A 21,399-nucleotide genomic window follows, 5' to 3' on the forward strand; every position below is an offset into this window, starting at 1 on the left:
CGTACCTGACGCCTCGGCGGGCTACTCGACGCGGGCCACCATGGGCAGGCGGCTGCGGGTGGTGACCGCGACGATGAGCGCGATCAGCAGGGGCAGCCCGACGACCACGATGCCGACGAGGTCCCACGGGATCTCGAGGTAGTGTGCGGCGACGCTGTCGCGCTCCGGCCAGCCCTCGGTGGTGATCGGATAGCTGATCGCGATCCCCGGCACGAACCCGATCAGCGCGCCCGGGACGGCGCCGAGGAGCGTCACGACCAGGGCGTACGAGGCAGCGACCCCGCGTCGCGTACGCGTCCTGGCTCCGACCGCCGAGAGGGTCGCCAGGTCGGGGCGGGCGTCGTTGAGCGCCAGGTGGGTCGCGGTCAGCGCACCACCGATCATCAGCACGGCACCCAGGGTGACCAGGAGCAGCCAGACGATCACGGCGGTATCCGTCTCCTGGTAGCCGCGCTCGATCATGATCGTCGCGGGGAACTGCCCGGCGGCCAAGGCCTCGTCGAGGTCCGTCTCGGCGTCGACGCCGAGACGGGCGTTCTCGACGTAGAGCCCGACGACCCGCGGTTCGACACCGAGCTTCTTCACCATCGCCGGCGTCACGACCGCGTAGGCGGGCGCAGCGCGATCACCGACGTCGAGATAGGTCGCCGGCACGTCGAGTGTGACCACGTCGAGATCCGTCTGCTCCTCCTCGGAGAACTCCCTGATGACCAGCCGCGCGGACTGCTGCGAGGACCGAAGCTCGTCATCGGTGGTGAACACGACCGCACCCGAGGACCGCAGGGTGTCCGCCGCAGCGGCGGCATCCCGCTCGGAGAGCGACCGCGCCACTGCCGGCGGAAGGGTCCCGTCGGCGCCGGCGACGACGAGCTCGCCGAACTCACCGATGGTGGTGTCGAGCGGGATCGACCCACCAGCACCGGTCTCGACGACGACGTACCGTCCGTCGGCCTCGGTCGTCGCGCCGGAGGTGAGTGCTGCGGTCGCTCCCGGGATGGCCTTCTCGACCTGCGCTGCGATGCTCTCCCACCGAGCTCGCGCCTCGTCCGGGTCGACGTCGCTCTCGGCTGCGCTGTGTCGCGGATGCACCACGGCGTCACCGATCGCGAAGGAGGGCAGGTAGCTCTCCTGGTTCTGCTTCTCATCGCTGCTGAACGCGATCCCGAGCGTGACCACACCGACCACCGTCACCGCGATCGCACCGGCCGCCGGCACCGTCCGGGTGCGGTGCCGATCGGCGTCGCGGGTCGCGAACCGGATCACCAGCGGCATCCGAGCGCTGAACCGCGCGGCCACCGACACGAGGGCGGGGAGGATGAACAGCACCCCGGCGACGCAGAGCAGTACGCCGAGAGCGATCGGGATCCCGCTGAGAGCGTTCCGGGTGCCGAACGCCGCCGATGCGACTCCGGCGGCCACGAGCACGAGGCCGATGATCGGCGAGCGCCGCGAGGGCAGGCTCTCCGACCGCCGCCCGGACAGGACGCCGACGACGTTCTGGCGCGAGGCGATCCAGGCCGGCACGATCGCGGCGCAGATCGCTGCCGCGAAGCCGATGACGGCGACCGCCAGGACCTGAAGCCAGGGCACCTCGAACGGGCCGAACCAGGCCGAGACCTGATCCTGGGCGAGCGGCTGGAGCAGACGCGCCAGCCCGACGCCGAGGACGGAACCGACGACGGCCGCGACCGCACCGATGACGAGCGCCATCCCGAGCAGTACGCGCCGGGACTGTCGAGCGGTCCCTCCCGAGGCCGCGATCAGGGCCAGGTCGCGCGCCTGGCGCCGGGCCGCGACCGCGAACGCCGGCCCGGCCAGCAGGACCACCTCGAGGACGACCATGACCACGATGAGGACGAGGACCACGAGCTCGGAGGGGTCCGGGGCACCCATGGGCGGACGGATCTCCTTGTCGGCCGCGCGGGCCGCGGCCGGCGGGTCCAGGACGACCGAGCGCGAGAGCACGAAGGCACCCGCCGCGTTCAGGTCCTCGATGTCGGACCAGGTCACCGGTCCGCCGCCGACCAGCCAGGTCGAGCGCTCGATGACGTAGTCCCCCGGAAGTTCCGGTCCGGCGACGAAGGGGTCGTTGCGTACCTCCGACGACTCGACGATCCCGACCACCTTGCGCGTCTCGTCGACGTCGCCGTTGGGGATCAAGAGCTCCTCACCGACGCCCGGTCCCCGGAACGCGAGGTTGGAGTTGACCACAACCTCGTCCGGTCCCTCCGGGAGGCGGCCCTCGGTCAGCCTGGTCAGCCCGGCGGCGAGCGGGTCGGTCAGGTCGGTCTGCAGACCGCTGGCCCAGGTGACGCCCTTGTCGGTGCGTACGTCGAAGGTCCGGTCGCCGGTTGCGAGCATCGGCCGGTCCCCGATGACGGCCTTCACCCCGGCCGCGTCGAGCGGGTCGGCCTCGGACTCCTCGAGCCACTCGGACGCGTTCTCGGGGTCGATGCCCTGCCGCACCGCAGCGGCGCCCTGGACGTCGATGCTCGCCGCAGCCTCGGTGCCGAGTCGGCGGTCGAGGCCTTCCACGGTGTCGACGTCATAGGTCTGGTACGTCACCGCGACCGCGGTCACGCCCGCCACCGGCAGCGCGATCATCAAGACGACCAGCAGGCTGCGCCACTTCGCCCGCCGGGCCTCGCGTTGCCCGATCCGGAGGGCGAGTCGCCAGCCGGCCAGACGGCCACTCATGCCTCGACCTCGTCCACGAGCGACAGGCCCGGCGTCTCGCCGGCCTCGTCGACGACGAGCCCGTCGCGCACGTAGATCACCCGGTCGGCCCAGCTCGCGTACCGCGGCTCGTGGGTGACGAGCACACCGGCCGCGCCCGCGTCGCAGCGCGCCCGGATCAGCTTGAGGATGTCCTCGCCGGTCTCGGTGTCGAGGGCGCCGGTCGGCTCGTCGGCCAGGATCAGGCGGCGCTCGCCGACGATCGCCCGGGCGATCGCGATCCGCTGTCGCTGCCCACCGGACATCTCGTCAGGGAACCGGTCGGCGAAACCGTCGAGACCGACCTCCTCGAGCGCCTTGCGGGCCGCGTCGCGCGCCGAGCGACGCCCGGCGCCGTCGAGCTCGAGCGGCAGCGCGACGTTCTCGGCGGCGGTCAGCGCGGGGATCAGGTTGAAGTCCTGGAAGACATAGCCGACCGACGTACGCCGTAGCCTGGCGCGCCCGCTGACCCCGGCCGCACCGAGATCCTGGCCGTCGACCGTCACGGACCCGGAGGTCGGCGAGTCGAGGCCGCCGGCGATGGTCAGCAGCGACGACTTCCCGGAGCCGCTCGGCCCCATGATCGCGACCAGCTCACCGGCGTACGCGGCGAGGCTGACGCCGCGCAGGGCGTGCACCTCGGCGGCGCCGGTGCCGTGGACGCGGCTCACGTCGGTGAGCCGGAGGACGGGTTCACTCATCGGTGGACTCCTTGGTCTGCGTGGTGCCCGGCGTGGCGGGCGTGGCGTGGACGCGGCGGCTGAGCCGCTCGCGGGCGTCGGCGAGCCAGCGATCGCTGTCGTGGCTGAGGCGGCGCAGGTCGTGGGCGAGGGCGGCGTTCATCGCGCCCCTCCTTCGGCGGACTCGGTGGGCTCCGGAGCAGTGCTCGTGGAGGCCGCCCGACGGAGCCGGGACTCGCAGTGGTCGAGCCAGCGGATCTCGGCCTCGGCCGCGAAGATCAGCCGATCGAGGACCAGCCCGCCGGCGAGGTCGTCACCGGCTCCGGATCGCGACTGACGGCGGTATCCCTGCAGCGCCTGCATCGTCGCGTTCCGCTGCTGCTGGACGACCTTGCCGACGTCCACGCTCGGCACCGCGACCGCCACCGCGAGCTTGATCGCGAGCTCGTCGCGCTGCGGCTGCGTACGCTCCACCGGGGTGTCGAACCACCCCTTCACCTCGACCTTGCCGGCCTCGGTGAGCTGGTAGAGGGACCGTCCCTCCGCGTCGGTCCCTCCAGCCTCGACGAGGCCGTCACGCTCGAGTCGCGACAGGGTCGTATAGACCTGTCCGACGTTCAGCGGCCAGCTGGCGCCGGTGCGCTGCTCGAACTCGGCGCGCAGCTCGTAGCCGTATCGCGGCTTCTCCAGCAGCGCCAGCAGTGCGTGTTTCACGGACACTCGATCACCTCCCTTGGTTACTTACTGAGTATGTATATACCGAGTATGTACCCCGAAGCAAGCCGAAATTGCGCTGCCGACGCGTCCCCCTGCGTGAAACAATTCCGCGGCCGGTTCGGGTCGGCATCCACCAAGCCACCTGACCAAGGGACAAGAAGTGTCACGTCATGGACGTGTCGTCGCGCTGGCCGCGGCGTCACTCGCTCTCGGCGGGCTGAGCGTCATCCCGATGGCGCCGCCCGCCTCCGCCGAACCCGACCCGATCGCGACCTACAAGGACCGCGCCGGCGTCCCTCTCACCATCCATCGCACGACCGACGGCACGGCCGACTTCATCGGCTCCAAGACCGAGTCCGTCGACCCGCTGGGCACCACCGTCAAGCCCGCCAAGGCGGCCCGGACCCACCTCGACCGCGTCGGCGAGGCGCTCGGCGCCGACGGGACGGACCTGCAGGAGACGTCGACCGACAAGGCCGTCGGCGGCGGGTCGGTGACCAGGTTCGAGCAGTACGTGGCCGGCCTCCCGGTCCTCGGAGGCGAGGTCGTCGTCGGGCTCGACAAGGACCGCGGACTCACCTCCGCGTCCACCAACCTGTCCGACGTCACGAGTGTCACCGAGCCGGACGAGTCGACGCGCGCGAAGGCCGAGGCAGCCGCCGAGGCCGTGGTCTCGAAGGCCAACCACGGAGCGACCGGCCTCACCGTGACCGACGAGGGCGCCTGGCTCTACGACGACGACCTGGTCCGAGGGCCGCAGATCGGCGAGACCAGCGTCTTCCGGTTCTCGGTGACCAACGGCTCCACCATCCGTGAGACCGTGCTGGCCCACGCCGGCACCGGCCGCGTGCTCATGCACGTCAACGAGATCGCCCACGCCAACCGCCGCATCTGCGACAACGCCAACGTCCGCGCCGCGGACACGCCCTGCACGGACAGCAGCTCCAAGGTCAAGCGCCGCGAGGGCGACGCCGCCACCGGAATCGCCGACGTCGACAGTGCGTACGACATGCTCGGCGCGACCTCGGACCTCTACGCGTCCCTCGGGCTGGACCTGACCGAGGAGATCGGCTGGTCCGATGGCGTCACCGGCAAGGCGATCGCCGCCACGGCCCGTTACTGCGAGCCGATCGTGCCGGACTACACGCCGCCGTGCCCGATGGACAACGCCTTCTGGAACGGCGAGCAGATCTTCCTCGGTCAGGGCCTGGTGGTCGACGACATCGTCGGTCACGAGCTGACCCACGGCGTGATCGAGCGCAGCTCGAACCTCTTCTACTGGTACGAGTCGGGCGCCATCAACGAGTCGATGGCCGACATCATGGGCGAGATCGTCGACCATCGTTACGCGACTCCCGGCGACTCCCCGACCGACTGGCGCGTCGGTGAGGACTCCTCCTTCGGCGCGATCCGCGACCTCGCCAACCCGACGGTGCACGACCAGCCCGACCGGATGACCAGCTCGCTGTGGGAGGCCGACGACCTCACCTATTACGCCGACGGCGGTGGGGTGCACACCAACTCCGGTGTCGGGAACAAGACGGCGTACCTCATCTCCCAGGGCGGCACCTTCAACGGTCGCACCGTCACCGGCATCGACGGCGCCGACGCGAGCCTGCAGAAGACCGCGGCGCTCTACCTCTACACGATCCAGCACCTCGTCTCCGGAAGCCAGTACGCCGACCTCGGCCGCACGCTCGGCAGCGGCTGCGACGCGCTGGCGGCCGCCGGTACCTCCGGCTTTACCGCCGAGGACTGCGCCCAGGTCCGGCTCGCCACCGAGGCGACCGAGCTCGCCAAGTCACCCACCAAGGCCGGCGCGACCCGCCCCGCAGAGGCACCGAACACCTGCCCCGCCGGGAGCACCGGCAAGGCTGCGGTGGCCACCCCGACGCTCACCCGCGGCGGACTGTGGCACCAGGCACCCGACGCCGCCGAAGGCGTCCCGGCCAACGACCGCGACGGCAACGGCTCGGACTTCGGCTGGAACCCTGACCCGGACTACGGCGACCCGACGTCCAGCGGCCTGACGACAGCCTCGATCAACGTGCCGGCCGGCAAGCGGACCTATCTGCGGTTCAGCCACTGGTACCTCTTCGAGTGGTACACCGGCAGCGACCCCGCCCACCCGGCACCGCAGTACTACGACGGCGGCGAGGCGCGGCTGCTGGTCAACGGGGTCGCGACCGCGATCCCCTCCACGGCCTGGGTGAACGGCCCGAAGCAGAAGCTTCTCCTCAACAACCCCGCCAAGCCGCTGACCGGCTTCGGGGGCGACTCGAACGGGTGGATCAGCTCCCGTGTCGACCTGTCCGCTTTCGCCGGCAAGACGGTCCAGTTCCAGTGGGTCGTCCGTGGCGACACGGAAGGCTCGTTCCTCGGCTGGTTCGTCGACGGGCTCGAGCTCTACACCTGCAATCCGCTGACCGTCGCGAACACGGCCGCACCGACGATCAGTGGCACTCGGCGGGTCGGCTACACGCTGACCGCGTCGCCGGGTTCATGGAGCCCGACGGCGACGACGCTTCGCTACCAGTGGCTGCGCAACGGGGCCGCGATCTCGGGAGCCACCGCGAAGACCTACAAGCTGAGCGGATCGGACCACACGCGCAAGATCCAGGTCCGGGTCACCGCCTACGCATCCTCCTGGCCGGCGGCCAACCCCGGCGTCAGGACGAGCGCGGCGACCGGTGCGATCAGCGCCGGCTACCTGACCCCGGTCACACCGACGATCAGCGGGACCCGCCGGGTGGGCTACCTGCTCACCGCGGTCCGCGGTGAGTGGAAGCCGGCTGGAGTGACGTACTCCTACCAGTGGCTGCGCAACGGCAAGGCCATCTCGGGCGCCACCGGCAAGACGTACCGGCTCAGGTCCATCGACCGCGGTGACCGCATCCGCGTCCGGGTCACCGGGCGCAAGGCCGGCTACTACACCTCGACCCGCCTCTCGGCGGCGACGAGCGTGATCCGCTGATCCGACCCGGTCCCGGCCCGACGGCGACCTCAGTCGTCGTCGGGCCGGCCGGGGTGCAGCAGCAGGTCGACCTCGTCGATGACCACATCGGTCACGACACCGGCAGCGAGACCGTCGATCCGGATGCCCGTGATGGCGGCACCGAGCCCGTCGCGCTCATCGGTCAGCCACACCGCCGGCCGCGCACGGACGGCGTCGGCGACCCGCCGCTCCAGCGCCGTGTGCAGGACGGCCCGCGGGTCGATGTACGCCGCACCGACCCGCGGCGGGTCGACCTCGACGGTGGAGGTCGCCAGGACGCGTACGTCCTGGGAGTCGCCGGTCCGGGTCCGGACCACGATCGCGATCTCCATCGGCCCGGTCGGCCACTCGAGCACCTCGTGGAATCCCGGGATCGCCATCGTCATCGAGTCGGAGGCGATCCGGATGATCCGCCGGTGCCTGGTCACCACCAGGCACTCGCCACGGCGGGCCCGTCGCACCAACGAGGCCACCACGAGGACGACCGCGATCGCCGCGATCACCAGAACCGTCGCCATCTCCCCCATGGCTCCGAGTCTTCTCGACCCGCGCCCGATTCCGAATGGGCGCTGCCACCCATTCGTCCCTGACGCCTACGTCGCTGGATACGTCAGTCAGCGGCCTGCGCCCACGGGCTGATCCTCACCTCGGCCCCGTCGAGGATGTCGAGATCGCTCGGCCCGTCGATCACCGCGACACCGAGCGTGATCGGCGTGGCGCCGGGCAGCGCGGCCACGAGCAGCTCGGTCGTGACGTCCGGGTCGTTCGCGGTGGATATCGCCTGCCAGTCGATCACCGCCATCACCGACTGCGCCGGAGGGACGACGATGCGCTCGGGCACCATCGACGGTTCATAGGGCTTGGCCGTCACATCGGTCTGCCGAGCACCGGCGGCATTCAGGAACTCGACAGTGGGTACGCCCTCGATCGCGCAGGCGTGACGGCCGAGGTTGCGGGCCCGGAGCCACGCCTGCCGCGATCCCAGCGCCGCGTCCTGGCCACCGAAGGTGACCTCGAGATCCGATGGCCGACACGACGGCGCCCCCGGGTCGGCGGGCCAGGGCGCGCCATCGCCGAACGGTGGCATCGTCGTCGGCGCCGGAGTCTTCCCTCCGACCCAGCCCTCGGCCTTGCCGCCGCGCGTCCCCTCGACCGCGTACGCCAGCGGCTGCCCCGACCGCACGGGATAGCCGTCGTAGGCGGTGAGCCACCGGCTGACATCGTCGATCACCCGGTCGCCCTCGGCGGCCTCGACCAAGACGATCAGCGGTTCGTACGGGGCGGCCAGCTGCGCCGAGGTCACCGACGGCTGCTCGGAGGCGGCCACCACGAGCTTCACCGCCACCGGGTCGGGCACCTCGTTCGACCGGTACCACGCCTCGCCGCCGTGGAGATCCACCGGCCGCTGCCGGCCGTGCGCGACCATGGCGAGCGCGACCAGCCGCTCCGGCGGCGCCTCCACGTCGGCCTGGGCAGGACGGCCCGTCTGCGGGTCGACGACGGTCGACGACACCGACGTCGCCCCGGCCTCGCGCAGAGCCACGGCATCGGCGAGTGCGTCACCCATGGCGGCGCCGCCGTCCAGACCACGCTCGCCCACCGCGACCCGGATCTGGCCCATCGTGAACGTGACGCTGGTCCGGTCGGGCTCCGCGTCAGGCGCAAGGCGGGTGATCTCGGGGCGCACCACCCGGAGCACCTCCTGGCTCGCCGCGGCCGCCTCGGCCCCCGACAGATCCTCCTCCAGGGACACCTCGACGCTGGCCGAGTGCTCCACGCGGTCGGACTCGCCGAAGTCCTCGCCCGGGATGCGCCGGGACTCGTCGACGGCCAGCACCTCGCGTACGCCGGGGACGGAGCGCCACTCGTCGGAGAGATCGAGGAACCTCGATGTCGTCTTCCACGTCACGGTCCCGGCTGCCGACTCGCTGCGCCAGTGCCAGAGCATCGCAACCGCACCGCCGACCAGTCCCACCAGGACGAGCCCGACCACCACCATCCCCGCCCGGAGCTCGCGCCTTCCTGTGCTGTCCGGCATCGCCACGTACGTCCTCCTCGTCCTCTGCGGAAGGCAAAGAGTCGCACAGGCCCGGCCGCACCAGCCCCGCAAATAGCGAACCGGCACGGTTCCTTCACAGGATCCGTGCCGGTTCACCACATCTGCCGTGGTCGGCCTGGGTCAGGCGGGGAAGCCTTCGCCCTTCGCCGCGAGATCGCGGAGGTACTGCGTCGGCCGGAACCGCTCGCCGTACGCCTCGGCCAGCTCGTCGGCACGGGCCAGGAAGGCGTCGATGCCGATCGAGCCGTCAGCGGCCTCGTAGCCGGTGATGAACTGGGCCGCACCACCGGTCTGCGGCGGGAAGCCGATACCGAAGATGGAGCCGATGTTGGCGTGGGCGGCCGAGGTGACAACGCCCTCCTCGAAGCACTTGGCCGTCTCGAGGGCCTCCGCGAAGAGCATGCGGTCGCGGACGTCCGAGATCGAGGGCTGCTCCTCGGCGACCGGGAACAGGTCGGCGAGACCGGTCCAGATCGAGCCGCGCTTGCCGTCGGCGTACTCGTAGAATCCGGCGCCACGGAGCTTGCCGGGGCGCTCCGCCTCGAGCATCTTCGTCACGACCGCCTCGCCCGGGTGCGGGTTGTAGGTCGCACCCTCGGCCTCGGCGGCCTCGCGCGTGGCGAGACCGATCTTGGCCATGAGCTCCATGTTGAGCTCGTCGGTGAGCTGCAGCACCGGAGCCGGGTAGCCGGCCTGGGTGGTGGCGCGCTCGACGGAGTACGGCGCAACACCCTCGGCGACCATCGCGAGGCCCTCGTTGACCATGGTGCCGATGACGCGCGAGGTGTAGAAGCCCCGCGAGTCGTTGGCGATCATCGGGGTCTTCTTGATGGCGAGGGTGATGTCGTACGCCTCGGCCAGGGTCTTGTCGGAGGTCTCCGCGCCCTTGATGATCTCGACCAGCGGCATCTTGTCCACCGGGGAGAAGAAGTGCAGGCCGATGAAGCGCGAGGCGTCGCCGTCGATGCCCTTGGCCAGCTCGGTGATCGGCAGGGTCGAGGTGTTCGAGGCGAGCAGGGCGCCTTCGGCGAGGTGCGGGATGACCTCGTTGAAGACCTTCTGCTTGAGCTCGACGTTCTCGAAGACCGCCTCGACGACCAGGTCGGCGCCGGCCGCGTCGGCCGCGTCGATGGTCGGGGTGATCCGGGCAAGCAGCTCGTCGGACTTCTCGCTCGTGAGCTTGCCGCGCTTGATGGCCTTCTCGTTGATGGTCGCCGAGTAGGCCTTGCCCTTCTCAGCCGCCTCGATCGAGACGTCCTTGAGGACGACCTCGACACCGGCACGAGCCAGGACGTAGGCGATGCCCGCGCCCATCATGCCCGCGCCGAGCACGACGGCCTTCTTGGACTGGAACTTCTCGATGCCGGCCGGACGCTCCTTGCCCGCGTTGATCGAGCCGAGGTCGAAGAAGAACGCCTGGATCATGTTCTTCGACTGCTGGCCGGTGACCAGCGAGACGAAGTAGCGCGACTCGATCCGGGTGGCGGTGTCGAAGTCGACCATCGCACCCTCGACCGCGGCCGACAGGATCGCCTTCGGCGCACGCATGTCGGACTGCTTGAGCTGCTTGCGCAGGATCGGCGGGAACGCGGGCAGGAAGCCGGCGAGCGCCGGGGAGGTCGGCTTGCCACCGGGCATCTTGTAGCCGGGCTTGTCCCACGGCTGGGCGATCTCGTCGGGGTTGGCCTTGATCCACGCCTTCGCGGCGGGCACGAGCTCATCGGGGGAGGAGACGAGCTCGTGGACCAGACCCTTCTCGAGGGCGGCAGCGGGCTTGAACTTGGTGCCCTGGCCCAGGACATCCATCAGGCCGGTCATGATGCCAAGCAGACGTACGACGCGGGTGACGCCACCGCCACCCGGGAGCAGGCCTAGGGAGACCTCGGGGAGGCCGATGTCGTAGCGGGCGTCCAGCGCGATGCGGTGCTGAGCGGCCAGCGCGATCTCCAGACCGCCACCGAGGGCGGCACCGTTGATCGCCGCGACGACCGGCTTGGGGAAGGTCTCCAGCTTGCGGAGGGTCGCCTTGATCGACTCGACCTCCTCGAAGACCTGGGCGCCGTTCTCGGGGCGTACCTGGATCATGTTCTTGAGGTCGCCACCGGCGAAGAAGGTCTTCTTCGCGGAGGCGATGACGACGCCGGTGACGTCGTCGGCCTCGGCGTACAGCTTCTCGACGGCCTCCGCCATCGAGGTCTTGTACAGCTCGTTCATGGTGTTGGCCGACTGGTTCGGGTCGTCCAGGGTCAACGTGACGATGCCGTCGGCATCCTTCTCATAGCGGACTGCGGTCTCGCTCATGTGTCTTCCTTCAAGTCTGTGCCGGGGCGCGGCCCGGGATGTTCACCGAGGTACCTCGGTCAGTTGTCGCTTCCTTCGCGGAATTCCACGAGGGAGGTGGGCGCTCACCGAGTTACCTCGGTGAGCATTCGCGGACGCGTCAGACCAGCTCGACGATCGTGGCGATACCCATGCCGCCACCGACGCACAGCGTGGCGAGGCCGCGCTGCTTGCCCTGGCGCTCGAGCTCGTCGACCAGGGTGCCGAGGATGATGGCACCGGTCGCGCCCAGCGGGTGACCCATGGCGATCGCGCCGCCGTTGACGTTGGTGACCGACTCGTCGATGCCCATGTCCTTCATGAACCGCATCGCGACCGCGGCGAACGCCTCGTTGATCTCGAACAGGTCGATGTCGTCGACGGTGAGACCAGCCTTGGCCAGCGCCTTGCGCGAGGCCGGGGCGGGGCCGGTGAGCATGATCGTCGGGTCGGCGCCGGAGACGGCGGCCGAGATGATCCGGGCACGCGGGGTGAGCCCGTTGGCCTTGCCGGCCTCCTCGGAGCCGATCAGCATCAGCGCGGAGCCGTCGACGATGCCCGACGAGTTGCCGGCGTGGTGGACGTGGTCGATCTTCTCGACCCAGTGGTACTTGGCCAGCGCGACGTCGTCGAAGCCGGCCTCCTGGCCCTGCTGGAGGAAGGACGGCTTGAGACCGGCCAGGGTCTCGGCGGTGGTGCCGGGGCGGATCAGCTCGTCGTGGTCGAGCACGGTCAGACCGGTCTGGTCGACGACCGGGATGACGGCGTCCTTGAAGTAGCCGTTCTCCCAGGCGGCGGCCGCACGGGCGTGCGACTGCGCGGCGTAACGGTCGACGTCCGCGCGGCTGAAGCCCTCGAGCGTCGCGATCAGGTCGGCGCCGATGCCCTGGGGGACGAAGCCGGTCTTGAGCGCGGTGTCGGGGTCCTGCGCCCAGGCGCCGCCGTCGCTGCCCATCGGCGCCTTGCTCATCGACTCGACGCCACCGGCGAGGATGAGGTCCTCGAACCCGCCACGTACGCGGGAGGCGGCCTGGTTCACGGCCTCGAGGCCGGAGGCGCAGAAGCGGTTGAGCTGCACACCGGCGGTCGTCTCGGGGAGACCGGCCTTGATGGCGGCGGTCTTGGCGATGTCACCGCCCTGCTCGCCTACAGGGGTGACGACACCGAGGACGACGTCGTCGATCCGCTCGGGGTCGAGGTTGGGGTTCCGCTTGCGGGCCTCGTCGATCAGGCCGACCACCAGGTCGATCGGCTTGACCTCGTGGAGCGCTCCGGTCTTCTTACCCTTCCCGCGCGGCGTGCGCAGGTGGTCATAGATGAATGCTTCAGCCATGCGCCGATTGTGACACTAAAACTGTCACAGTCAACAGGTTCACGACAGATTACGGGAGATCGTCCGGTTCACCGCGTCCTGGAAGCTCACCACGATGGCCTCGGTGGTCAGCTGACGCAGCCGCGGGAGCACCTCTTCGAGGTGGGCGGCCTCCTCCGCGGTGTGGTGGGTCCGCTTGAACGGGTCGATGACCTGGTCGCGCAGGATCGTGTTGAGCTCGGCGGCGAGGTCCGCCATGAGGCGCGAGGTCGCTGCGTACGCCGCCGCCAACGCATCGCGAGGCAGCCCCAGCGCGATCAGCTCACGCCCGATCCTGGCCTGGATGTCATCGGTGGGTTCGGTGGCCCAGGACGTGATCATGGCGCGCTGCATCGCCAGATCCTCCCGGGTGGTCTCGGCGGGCAGCCGGGCGAGATAGCGCTCGATCGCCTGCAGGGTGAACCCGTGCTCCTGGAGCGCGGTGACCATGTCGAGGCGCGCACGGTGCTCGGGCCCGTAGTAGGCCACCCGGCCACGCCGGATCGCCGGCGGGATCAGCCCGAGGCTCGCGTAGTAGCGCGTCGTGCGCACCGACACCCCGGTGGCGGTCGACAGCTCATCGATCGTCATCAGCTCATCGGTCGCCTCGGTCATAGCCAGGGACCGTAGACCAAAGTGTTGCTACTTCGCCAGTGTTACTGTCACAGTTGCTCCGTCGGTGTCTTGCGTCACAGTCGTGGGCCCGATGAGATCGAACGTCGACGAAGGAGTGTCATGCCGGAGAAGCCCACCATCTACGAGGCCGAGCACGAGGACTTCCGTGCCACCGCGAAGGCCTTCTTCGAGAAGGAGGTCGTGCCCTTCCACGACCAGTGGGAGAAGGACGGCATCGTCCCGCGCGAGCTGTGGAAGAAGGCCGGCGACACCGGACTGCTCTGCTTCGACGTCGAGGAGGAGTACGGCGGCCCCGGCATCAAGGACTTCCGGTTCAACTCCGTCCTCCACGAGGAGATGGCGAAGATCGGTGCCAGCGGCCCCGGATTCTTCGTCCACACCGACATCATCGTCCCCTACATCTCCCACCTCGGCACCCCGGAGCAGAAGCAGCGCTGGCTGCCGGGCTGCGTCTCCGGCGACATCATCACCGCCGTCGCGATGACCGAGCCGGGCGCGGGGTCGGACCTCCAGGGCGTACGCACCACCGCGGTCGACAAGGGGGACCACTACCTCCTCAACGGCTCGAAGACGTTCATCTCCAACGGCATCAACGCCGACCTGGTCATCGTGGTCGCCAAGACCAACCCCGAGGCCGGCGCCCACGGCATCTCGCTGCTCGTGGTCGAGCGCGGCATGGAGGGCTTCGAGCGCGGCCGCAACCTCGACAAGGTCGGCATGAAGGCGCAGGACACCGCCGAGCTCTCCTTCACCGACGTGGTCGTGCCGAAGGAGAACCTGCTCGGCGAGGAGGGCTCCGGCTTCATCTCGCTGATGACCCTGCTGCCGCAGGAGCGCATCTCGGTCGCCTCGATCGCGGTCGCCGCGGTCGAGCAGGTCCTCGAGCTCTCCCTCGACTACGCCCGCACCCGCGAGGCCTTCGGCCGCCCCATCGGCCGCTTCCAGAACACCGCGTTCACCCTCGCCGAGATGGCCACCGAGGCCTACCTCGCCCGCCTCTTCCTCAACGACGCCGTCACCCAGCTCAACGCCGGCACCGCCGACACCGTCCTGGCCAGCATGGCGAAGTGGTGGACCACCGAGCTGCAGAAGAAGTTCGTCGACCAGGGCGTCCAGATCCACGGCGGCTACGGCTACATGATGGAGTACCCGATCGCCAAGGCGTTCATCGACAGCCGCATCCAGACCATCTACGGCGGCACCACCGAGGTGCAGAAGCTGATCATCAGCCGCCACCTCGGTCTGTAACCCGCTGGCCCCCGCTGGTCGAGCCGTGAGGCCGCCTGCGGCCGAGCGTGTCGAGACCAACACGGTCCCCTGTCGCGCTCGACCGGACCGTGTTGGTCTCGACACGCCTCCGCCTAGCGGCTACGGCGGCTCGACCAGCGGGACGGCTCGAGAAGCGGCGGCGGCTAGGAGAGTTCCTTCGAGCGTACGTAGGCGGCGCGGGTGGCCTCGAGGAAGGCCGCCCGCAGGCCGCCCTGCTCGAACGCGCCCAGCGCGGCGGCTGTGGTGCCGCCGGGCGAGGTGACCTGCTCGCGGAGGATCGCGGGATGGGTGCCGCTCTCGAGCAGAGCCGCGGATCCGGTGAGCGTCTGGATGACGAGCGTGGTGGCATCGTCCCTGGTCAGGCCCAGGTGGACGCCCGCCTCGATCCAGGCCTCGGCGACCAGGAAGACGTACGCCGGGCCTGAGCCGCTGATCGCGGTGACGGCGTCGATCTGCGACTCGGGGAGGGTGACGACCTTGCCGACCGCGCGCATCAATCCGGCAGCGGCCGTGACCGCGTCCGGGGTCGCCTTGGCGCCGCCGGCCACCACCGACATGCCCTCGCCGACCAGGGCCGGAGTGTTGGGCATGACCCGCACGACCGAGACCCCGTCCGGGACCGCGGGCTCCATCGCGGAGGTGGGCACGCCGGCGGCCAGGGAGACCACCGTGGTCCCCTCGCGAAGCGCGGACGCGATCGACTGCAGCACCGGCACCACGCCGTAGGGCTTCACCGCCAGCACCACCACGTCGGCCTCGGCCGCGGCCTCGGTGGCGGGCAGCGTACGGATGCCGTGCTTCTCGCGGAGCGCGGCGGCCTGCTCCTCGCGCGCCTCGACGACGATGACGCTGTCCGGGGCATGACCCGCTTCGAGGAGTCCGGCGAGGACAGCCCCGCCCATGTTGCCTGCACCGATGATCGCGATCGTCATGCTCGCCAGTCTGTCAGAGCGGATGACCTGCACGAATAAGGCCCCACAGGACCCAAGCAACTGCTAGGTTGCGATACCCACGCCCGTAAATTCGCCGCTGGTCATCGGGAGGCCACATGCGCATTCGACGTACGTCCCTACTTGCTGTGGTCGCCCTCGCGGTGACGGTCGCGATGGTCGGTCCGCCAGCATCGGCGGACGGCGAGGAGGAGCGCCGGCTCCCATCTCCCGAGTCCGAGGTCAACGTGACCGGCGAGCCGTTCACCGGGACCGCTCCGGACGGCACGGTGCAGGGGCTGATCGACGCCCACAGCCACATGTTCATGCAGGACGGGATCGGTGGCGCGGCCGTCTGCGGGAAGGCCTGGTCGGCCGAGGGAGTCGCGGAGGCGCTGAAGGACTGCCCCTCCCACGGGATCGCAGGCGAGACCGCGCTGCTGGAGAACCTGACCCGCTCGGGCAGCCCGCTCGGGTTCCACGACACCGCCGGCTGGCCCTCGTTCAAGGACTGGCCGGCCCACGACTCGCTGACCCACCAGCAGATGTACTACCGCTGGGTCGAGCGCGCCTGGCGCGGCGGACAGCGGATCCTGGTCGTGCAGCTGACCAGCAACAAGGCGCTGTGCGCGATCAACCCTGGCACCAACCAGTCCTGCGACGAGATGACCGCGGTGCGGAGGCAGGCCCGGGATGCGTACGACACCCAGACCTTCATCGACGCGCAGTACGGCGGCGAGGGGCGCGGGTGGTACCGGATCGTCACCGATGCCGAGCAGGCGCGCGAGGTGATCGAGGACGGCAAGCTCGCCGTCGTGCTCGGCATGGAGACCTCCGAGCCGTTCGGCTGCTCCCAGAAGCTACGGCTGCCCTCGTGCACGCGCGCCAACATCGACGCCGGGCTCGACGAGCTGAAGTCGCTCGGGGTCTCGTCGATGTTCCTGTGCCACAAGTTCGACAACGCGCTGTGCGGGGTCCGCTACGACAAGGGCACCACCGGGCTGCTGATCAACGCCGGGCAGTTCCTCACCACCGGGACCTTCTGGACGCCGAAGGCCTGCGACCCCAACCAGCCGCACGACAACAACCCGCGCCTGGTCGACCGCCCCGCCGAGCTCGCCTGGCTGCCGCAGCCGCCGATCTATCCGGAGGGCACCGTCTGCAACCCACACGGCCTCTCCGCCCTCGGTGAATACGCCCTGCGCGGTCTGATCAAGCGCGGCATGATGGTCGAGGTCGACCACATGAGCGCCAAGGCCGCCGGCCGCGCCCTCGACATCCTCGAGGAGACCGACTACCCCGGCGCTCTCGCCAGCCACTCCTGGATGGACGAGCGCTATCTCGACCGGCTCTACGCCCTCGGCGGGTTCTCGACGATCTACGGCCACAGCACCGACGAGTTCCTGGCGGAGTACGCCCGCACCGCACCCGTCCGTGACCGCTACGACGCGGGCATCGGGTTCGGCTTCGACATGAACGGCTTCGGCGGCACGCCCGGGCCGGCGAAGACGCGGGTCAGCTACCCGTTCGACAGCATCCTCGGTGACGCCGTCGTCGACCGTCAGGTCACCGGCCAGCGGATCTGGGACTACAACACCGACGGCGTCGCCCACTACGGGATGATCCCCGACTACATCGAGGACCTCCGCCTCACCGGCGGCCAGGACGTCATCGACGACATCGTCCGCGGACCCGAGTCCTACCTGCGTACGTGGGCGGGGGCCCAGTCAGCAGCACACTGACAAGCAGGCCTGCCGACTCGGCCGTCATCTCAGAAGAAGCGACTCAGTCGTCTCGAGTACGCCTGAGCCAACCACCGCCGAACAAGGCCCAGAGGATGAGCAAGGGCTGGAAGAACAGCCGGATCAACCGCTTGCTGTCGGTGTCGAGGCCGAACGCGTCGATGCCCTCGACGTACTGCGCGATGTTGCCGGGGAAGATGACCACGAAGAAAGCAGCCAGCAGCCCGCCGACGAGCCTCTGCTTGCCCGGGAACGCGACGAAGGCGACCCCGAGCCCGATCTCGACGATGCCCGAACCGAGCACCGTCAGGTCCTCGTCGACCGGGAACCATTCGGGCACCTGCGCTCGGAACTCTTCACGCTGGGTGGTCAGGTGCGCCACCCCGGCGCCCACCATCGCAACACCCATCAGGAGGCGCGCGGCGGTTCGCGCGATCGAGGTCATGGCACCACTGTAGGAGGAACGGTGGAGCCAGCTCGACAGGCTCGACCAGCGGTGGGCCGAGCCTGTCGAGACCTCCAGGTTCAGAGGAGGTTGTCCACCAACGGCGTCGGGGAGCCGAAGCGGTGGGCGGTGACCGAGACGGCCTGCTCGTGGAGGAACGTGAGCAGCTCGACGCGGCCGGCCTCGACGACCGGCTGGGCGTAGAGGGCGATGTCGACGCGGCCCTGGCTCGCCTCCGCGAAGGCCTCGCGCGACCCGCCCAGGAGGCGTACGCGGCCGGGCGCATCCGGCCCGGTCAGCGTGGCGCCCCAGGCGGCCGTGTCCTGGACGACGTACGTCGCACCGGTGGCCCGCACCAGCGATGCGGTCTCCTCGTCCAGGGCGTCGGCGGCGGAGACCGTCACCGAAGCCCCGGCGGCGACACCGGCGGCAAGGACGCGTAGCAGGTGACCCAGTGGCCCACCCTCGTACCGGACCGTGACCGGCACCGGCGAGTAGCGCAGCACGTTGACCTCGGCGGTCAGTCGCGAGACGTCCCGAGCGGCACCGAACTCGCGCTCCCAGGCGACCGCGTCCGAGCCGGCACCGCGCCGGAGCATCTCGATCGCGTCGACCCCGAGCCGACCGGCCCAGTCGACGAGCGACCGTACGGCAGGAGCCGGCGTCGCGAGCTCGGTGGCAGGAGCCGGGACCCAGTCACTGAGGCCGACCAGGTAGTTGGGCCCACCGGCCTTCGTCCCGGCGCCGACCGCCGACTTCTTCCAGCCACCGAACGGCTGGCGACGCACGATCGCGCCGGTGATGCCGCGGTTGACGTAGGCGTTGCCGGCCTCGACGGAGTCGAGCCACTGCGAGATCTCGGCCCGGTCGAGGCTGTGGATGCCCGCGGTGAGGCCGTAGTCGACCTGGTTCTGGATCTCGATCGCCTCGTCGAGCGAGTCGGCCGAGATCAGGCCGAGGACGGGACCGAAGTACTCGGTCAGGTGGAACTCGGAGCCTCGCTTGACGCCCGTCTTCACACCCGGTGACCAGAGCCGGCCGGTGTCGTCGAGCTGGCGCGGCTTCACCAGCCACGTCTCACCCGGAGCGAGCGTGGTCAGCGCCTTGAGCAGCTTGCCGGAGGCGGGCTCGATGACCGGGCCCACCTGCACCGTCGGGTCCGTCGGGTACCCCACGCGAAGCGAGGTCACCGCGTCGATCAGCTGGTCGCGGAAGCGCCGGGAGGTCGCGACCGAGCCGACCAGGATCCCCAGCGACGCCGCCGAGCACTTCTGTCCGGCGTGACCGAAGGCGGAGTAGACGAGATCCTTGACGGCCAGGTCGAGGTCGGCGTCCGGCGTGACCACCAGCGAGTTCTTGCCGGAGGTCTCGGCCAGCAGCGGCAGGTCCGGGCGGAACGAGCGGAAGAGCTCGGCCGTGTCGAACGCACCGGTCAGCACCAGGCGGCCGACCAGCGGCGAGGCGACCAGCGCACGACCGACCTCGTTCTCCGGCACGTGCACCAGCCGCAGCACCTCCTTCGGCACCCCGGCGGCCCAGAGCGTCTCGACCAGCACCGAGCCGCAGCGCTTCGCCTGCGGGGCCGGCTTGATCACGACGGCCGACCCGGCCGCGAGCGCGGCCGCGACGCCACCGGTCGGGATGGCGAGCGGGAAGTTCCACGGCGGGGTGACGAGCGTCAACCGCACCGGCACCGCACGCGCGCCGTCGACCGCGTCGAGCTCCTCGGCCAGACCCGCGTAGTAGTTGAGGAAGTCGATCGCCTCGGAGACCTCGGGGTCACCCTGGTCGAGGGTCTTGCCGCACTCGGAGGCGGCGACCTCGAGCCACTCGGCCCGGCGCCGCTCGACCTCGACCGCGGCGGCCCGAAGCACGGCGGCGCGCTCGGCGCCGGTCTTGCGGCCCCAGTCGGCCTGAGCGCCGACGGCACCCTCGAGCACCGACTCCACGGCCTCGACCGATGTCAGCGTGTGGTCGGCGACGAGCTGGTCACCCAGCGTCGAGGAGCCCACCCGGGCGATGATCGCCTTGCCCCACTCCCGGTTGCCCGGCAGGTGCGGGTCGGTGTCCGGGGTGTTGTCGAACATGGTCTGGACGTCGTCCGCGACCGGCAGGCGCCGGTCCTGGGTCCGGTTGGACGCCGGCACGGACTCGTCGACAGCCGCGAGGGAGCGTACGAACCGCTCCTTCTCACGCTTGTAGAGGGCCTCGGAGGAGTTGAGGTCGAAGACGGCCGACATGAAGTTCTCGGTGCTGGCGCCCTCCTCGAGGCGACGCACGAGGTAGGCGATCGCGACGTCGAAGTCCTTCGGGTGCACGACCGGCACATAGAGCAGCAGACCACCCACGGTCTCGCGGACCGCCTCGGCCTGACCCTCGGCCATGCCCAGCAGCATCTCGAACTCGACCGAGTCGCGAACCCCGCGCTGACCAGCCAGGATCCAGGCGTACGCCACGTCGAACAGGTTGTGGCCGGCGACGCCGACGCGCACGTTGCCCATCCGCTCGGGCGTCAGCGCCCAGGACAGCACCCGCTTGTAGTTGGTGTCGGAGTCCTGCTTGGTCGACCAGGTGGCGACCGGCCAGCCGTGCAGCGACGCCTCGACGTGCTCCATCGGCAGGTTGGCACCCTTGACCAGGCGCACCTTGATCGCCGCGCCCCCTCGTGCGCGACGAGCAGCCGACCACTCCTGGAGCCGGATCATCGCCGCCATCGCGTCGGGCAGGTAGGCCTGCAGGACGATGCCCGCTTCCAGGTCGGCCAGCTCGGGCCGGTCGAGGAGCCGGGTGAAGACGTCGATGGTCATGTCGAGGTCGCGGTACTCCTCCATGTCCAGGTTGATGAACTTCTTCGTCCCGGCGGCCGAGGACTTCGCCGCGTAGGTGTAGAGCGGGAGGAGCCGCTCGACCACGTGCGCGACCGCCTCGTCGTACGCCCAGACCGCGTGCGGCGCGACCGGCGAGGAGACCTTCACCGAGACGTAGTCGACGTCGTCGCGCGCCAGGAGCTTGCGGATCCCGGCCAGACGCCGGTCGGCCTCCTTCTGCCCCAGAACGGCCTCGCCGAGAAGGTTGATGTTCAGGTTCACGCCACGCTCGCGGATCCGCGAGATCTGCTGACCGAGCCGCGCGTCGGAGGCGTCGATCAGCAGGTGACCAACCATCTGCCGCAGCGCACGGCGCGCCACCGGGATGACGAACCACGGCGCGACCACCGACATCAGCGCGCCGAGCTTCACGCCCAGCTTCAGGTGCCAGGGCAGGAACGAAGGCACGCTGCCGGCCAGCTCACGCAGGCTTGCCGCGGCCACGCGTACGTCCTCGGGCCGGATCACCCGGTCGACGAAGCCGACGGTGAAGTCGAGGCCGGCAGGGTCCTTGAGTACGTCGGCGAGGCGCTGGGCGGCCGCAGCGGTCGGCTTGGTCGAAGCCTTCTCCAGCCAGCCACGAACGAGGTGGTCGACCTCGGAGATGAGCGCGTCATTGGTGGTCATAGTGCCGAGTATGCGACCGGAGTCACGTAAGATAAAGCGATGTTTCCT

Annotated in this window: 15 protein-coding genes; 3 read left to right on the forward strand and 12 right to left on the reverse strand. The window is 70.0% G+C overall.

Annotated features, from left to right (window positions below):
• Positions 1–21: 21 nt before the first annotated feature.
• Genes BLT25_RS06510 through BLT25_RS06520 form a run of 4 tightly spaced genes read right to left on the reverse strand, consistent with a single transcriptional unit; the run spans position 22 to position 4,115 of the window.
• Entirely contained in the window at positions 22–2,697 is a 2,676-nt protein-coding gene (locus BLT25_RS06510) for an ABC transporter permease (RefSeq protein ID WP_091043416.1), read from the reverse strand.
• Positions 2,694–3,416, reverse strand: coding sequence for an ABC transporter ATP-binding protein (locus tag BLT25_RS06515; RefSeq protein WP_091043419.1), 723 nt, complete (start codon positions 3,414–3,416; stop codon positions 2,694–2,696). The genes BLT25_RS06510 and BLT25_RS06515 overlap by 4 nt, the downstream gene beginning before the upstream one ends.
• Positions 3,409–3,558 carry a hypothetical protein gene (locus BLT25_RS29750; RefSeq protein WP_176883660.1) on the reverse strand — a complete coding sequence of 50 codons (150 nt, stop codon included), beginning with the start codon at positions 3,556–3,558 and terminating at the stop codon, positions 3,409–3,411. Before BLT25_RS29750 ends, BLT25_RS06515 begins: the two co-directional genes overlap by 8 nt.
• Complete coding sequence (locus BLT25_RS06520; protein WP_091043420.1) at positions 3,555–4,115, reverse strand: PadR family transcriptional regulator; 561 nt, start codon at positions 4,113–4,115, stop codon at positions 3,555–3,557. Before BLT25_RS06520 ends, BLT25_RS29750 begins: the two co-directional genes overlap by 4 nt.
• 157 nt (positions 4,116–4,272) lie before the next feature.
• Here BLT25_RS06520 and BLT25_RS06525 point away from each other — a divergent pair, with 157 nt between their 5' ends.
• Positions 4,273–7,086 carry a M4 family metallopeptidase gene (locus tag BLT25_RS06525; RefSeq protein WP_091043423.1) on the forward strand — a complete coding sequence of 938 codons (2,814 nt, stop codon included), beginning with the start codon at positions 4,273–4,275 and terminating at the stop codon, positions 7,084–7,086.
• A 29-nt stretch (positions 7,087–7,115) separates the two neighbouring features.
• On the opposite strand, the gene BLT25_RS06530 is transcribed toward BLT25_RS06525, so the two are convergent.
• The 5 genes from BLT25_RS06530 to BLT25_RS06550 form a co-directional block, all read right to left on the reverse strand.
• Complete coding sequence (locus BLT25_RS06530; protein WP_091043425.1) at positions 7,116–7,634, reverse strand: hypothetical protein; 519 nt, start codon at positions 7,632–7,634, stop codon at positions 7,116–7,118.
• 83 nt (positions 7,635–7,717) lie between these two features.
• Entirely contained in the window at positions 7,718–9,145 is a 1,428-nt protein-coding gene (locus tag BLT25_RS06535; protein ID WP_256328509.1) for a DUF4232 domain-containing protein, read from the reverse strand.
• Positions 9,146–9,286: 141 nt separating this feature from the next.
• Entirely contained in the window at positions 9,287–11,467 is a 2,181-nt protein-coding gene (locus BLT25_RS06540) for a 3-hydroxyacyl-CoA dehydrogenase NAD-binding domain-containing protein (protein WP_091043429.1), read from the reverse strand.
• A 139-nt stretch (positions 11,468–11,606) separates the two neighbouring features.
• Complete coding sequence (locus tag BLT25_RS06545; RefSeq protein ID WP_091043431.1) at positions 11,607–12,818, reverse strand: acetyl-CoA C-acetyltransferase; 1,212 nt, start codon at positions 12,816–12,818, stop codon at positions 11,607–11,609.
• A gap of 39 nt (positions 12,819–12,857) precedes the next feature.
• Entirely contained in the window at positions 12,858–13,451 is a 594-nt protein-coding gene (locus BLT25_RS06550; protein WP_091043434.1) for a MerR family transcriptional regulator, read from the reverse strand.
• A gap of 120 nt (positions 13,452–13,571) precedes the next feature.
• Between BLT25_RS06550 and BLT25_RS06555 the strand changes: the two genes are divergently transcribed.
• The gene (locus tag BLT25_RS06555; RefSeq protein WP_091043436.1) at positions 13,572–14,720 is read left to right on the forward strand and encodes an acyl-CoA dehydrogenase family protein; all 1,149 of its coding nucleotides are present in this window, start codon (positions 13,572–13,574) and stop codon (positions 14,718–14,720) included.
• Between the two features lie 164 nt (positions 14,721–14,884).
• Here BLT25_RS06555 and proC read toward each other — a convergent pair whose 3' ends face one another.
• A complete protein-coding gene (proC, locus tag BLT25_RS06560; RefSeq protein ID WP_371113324.1) occupies positions 14,885–15,706 on the reverse strand; it encodes a pyrroline-5-carboxylate reductase in 822 nt (273 codons plus the stop codon).
• An 83-nt stretch (positions 15,707–15,789) separates the two neighbouring features.
• Between proC and BLT25_RS06565 the strand changes: the two genes are divergently transcribed.
• Complete coding sequence (locus BLT25_RS06565) at positions 15,790–17,412, forward strand: amidohydrolase family protein (RefSeq protein WP_091043441.1); 1,623 nt, start codon at positions 15,790–15,792, stop codon at positions 17,410–17,412.
• 43 nt (positions 17,413–17,455) lie between these two features.
• On the opposite strand, the gene BLT25_RS06570 is transcribed toward BLT25_RS06565, so the two are convergent.
• Together BLT25_RS06570 and BLT25_RS06575 are read right to left on the reverse strand one after the other, a co-directional pair.
• The gene (locus tag BLT25_RS06570) at positions 17,456–17,857 is read right to left on the reverse strand and encodes a DoxX family protein (protein WP_091043444.1); all 402 of its coding nucleotides are present in this window, start codon (positions 17,855–17,857) and stop codon (positions 17,456–17,458) included.
• 80 nt (positions 17,858–17,937) lie between these two features.
• A complete protein-coding gene (locus BLT25_RS06575) occupies positions 17,938–21,351 on the reverse strand; it encodes a bifunctional proline dehydrogenase/L-glutamate gamma-semialdehyde dehydrogenase (RefSeq protein WP_091043446.1) in 3,414 nt (1,137 codons plus the stop codon).
• Positions 21,352–21,399: the final 48 nt, after the last annotated feature.

It is taken from the genome of Nocardioides sp. YR527 (genome assembly GCF_900101045.1).
Taxonomy (GTDB): domain Bacteria; phylum Actinomycetota; class Actinomycetes; order Propionibacteriales; family Nocardioidaceae; genus Nocardioides.

Coding starts and splice junctions, on each gene's coding strand:
- BLT25_RS06510 (WP_091043416.1), bottom strand. CDS start 2,697: ATGAGTGGCCGTCTGGCCGGCTGGCGACTCGCCCTCCGGATCGGGCAA.
- BLT25_RS06515 (WP_091043419.1), bottom strand. CDS start 3,416: ATGAGTGAACCCGTCCTCCGGCTCACCGACGTGAGCCGCGTCCACGGC.
- BLT25_RS29750 (WP_176883660.1), bottom strand. CDS start 3,558: ATGAACGCCGCCCTCGCCCACGACCTGCGCCGCCTCAGCCACGACAGC.
- BLT25_RS06530 (WP_091043425.1), bottom strand. CDS start 7,634: ATGGGGGAGATGGCGACGGTTCTGGTGATCGCGGCGATCGCGGTCGTC.
- BLT25_RS06535 (WP_256328509.1), bottom strand. CDS start 9,145: ATGCCGGACAGCACAGGAAGGCGCGAGCTCCGGGCGGGGATGGTGGTG.
- BLT25_RS06540 (WP_091043429.1), bottom strand. CDS start 11,467: ATGAGCGAGACCGCAGTCCGCTATGAGAAGGATGCCGACGGCATCGTC.
- BLT25_RS06545 (WP_091043431.1), bottom strand. CDS start 12,818: ATGGCTGAAGCATTCATCTATGACCACCTGCGCACGCCGCGCGGGAAG.
- BLT25_RS06550 (WP_091043434.1), bottom strand. CDS start 13,451: ATGACCGAGGCGACCGATGAGCTGATGACGATCGATGAGCTGTCGACC.
- BLT25_RS06555 (WP_091043436.1), top strand. CDS start 13,572: ATGCCGGAGAAGCCCACCATCTACGAGGCCGAGCACGAGGACTTCCGT.
- BLT25_RS06565 (WP_091043441.1), top strand. CDS start 15,790: ATGCGCATTCGACGTACGTCCCTACTTGCTGTGGTCGCCCTCGCGGTG.
- BLT25_RS06570 (WP_091043444.1), bottom strand. CDS start 17,857: ATGACCTCGATCGCGCGAACCGCCGCGCGCCTCCTGATGGGTGTTGCG.
- BLT25_RS06575 (WP_091043446.1), bottom strand. CDS start 21,351: ATGACCACCAATGACGCGCTCATCTCCGAGGTCGACCACCTCGTTCGT.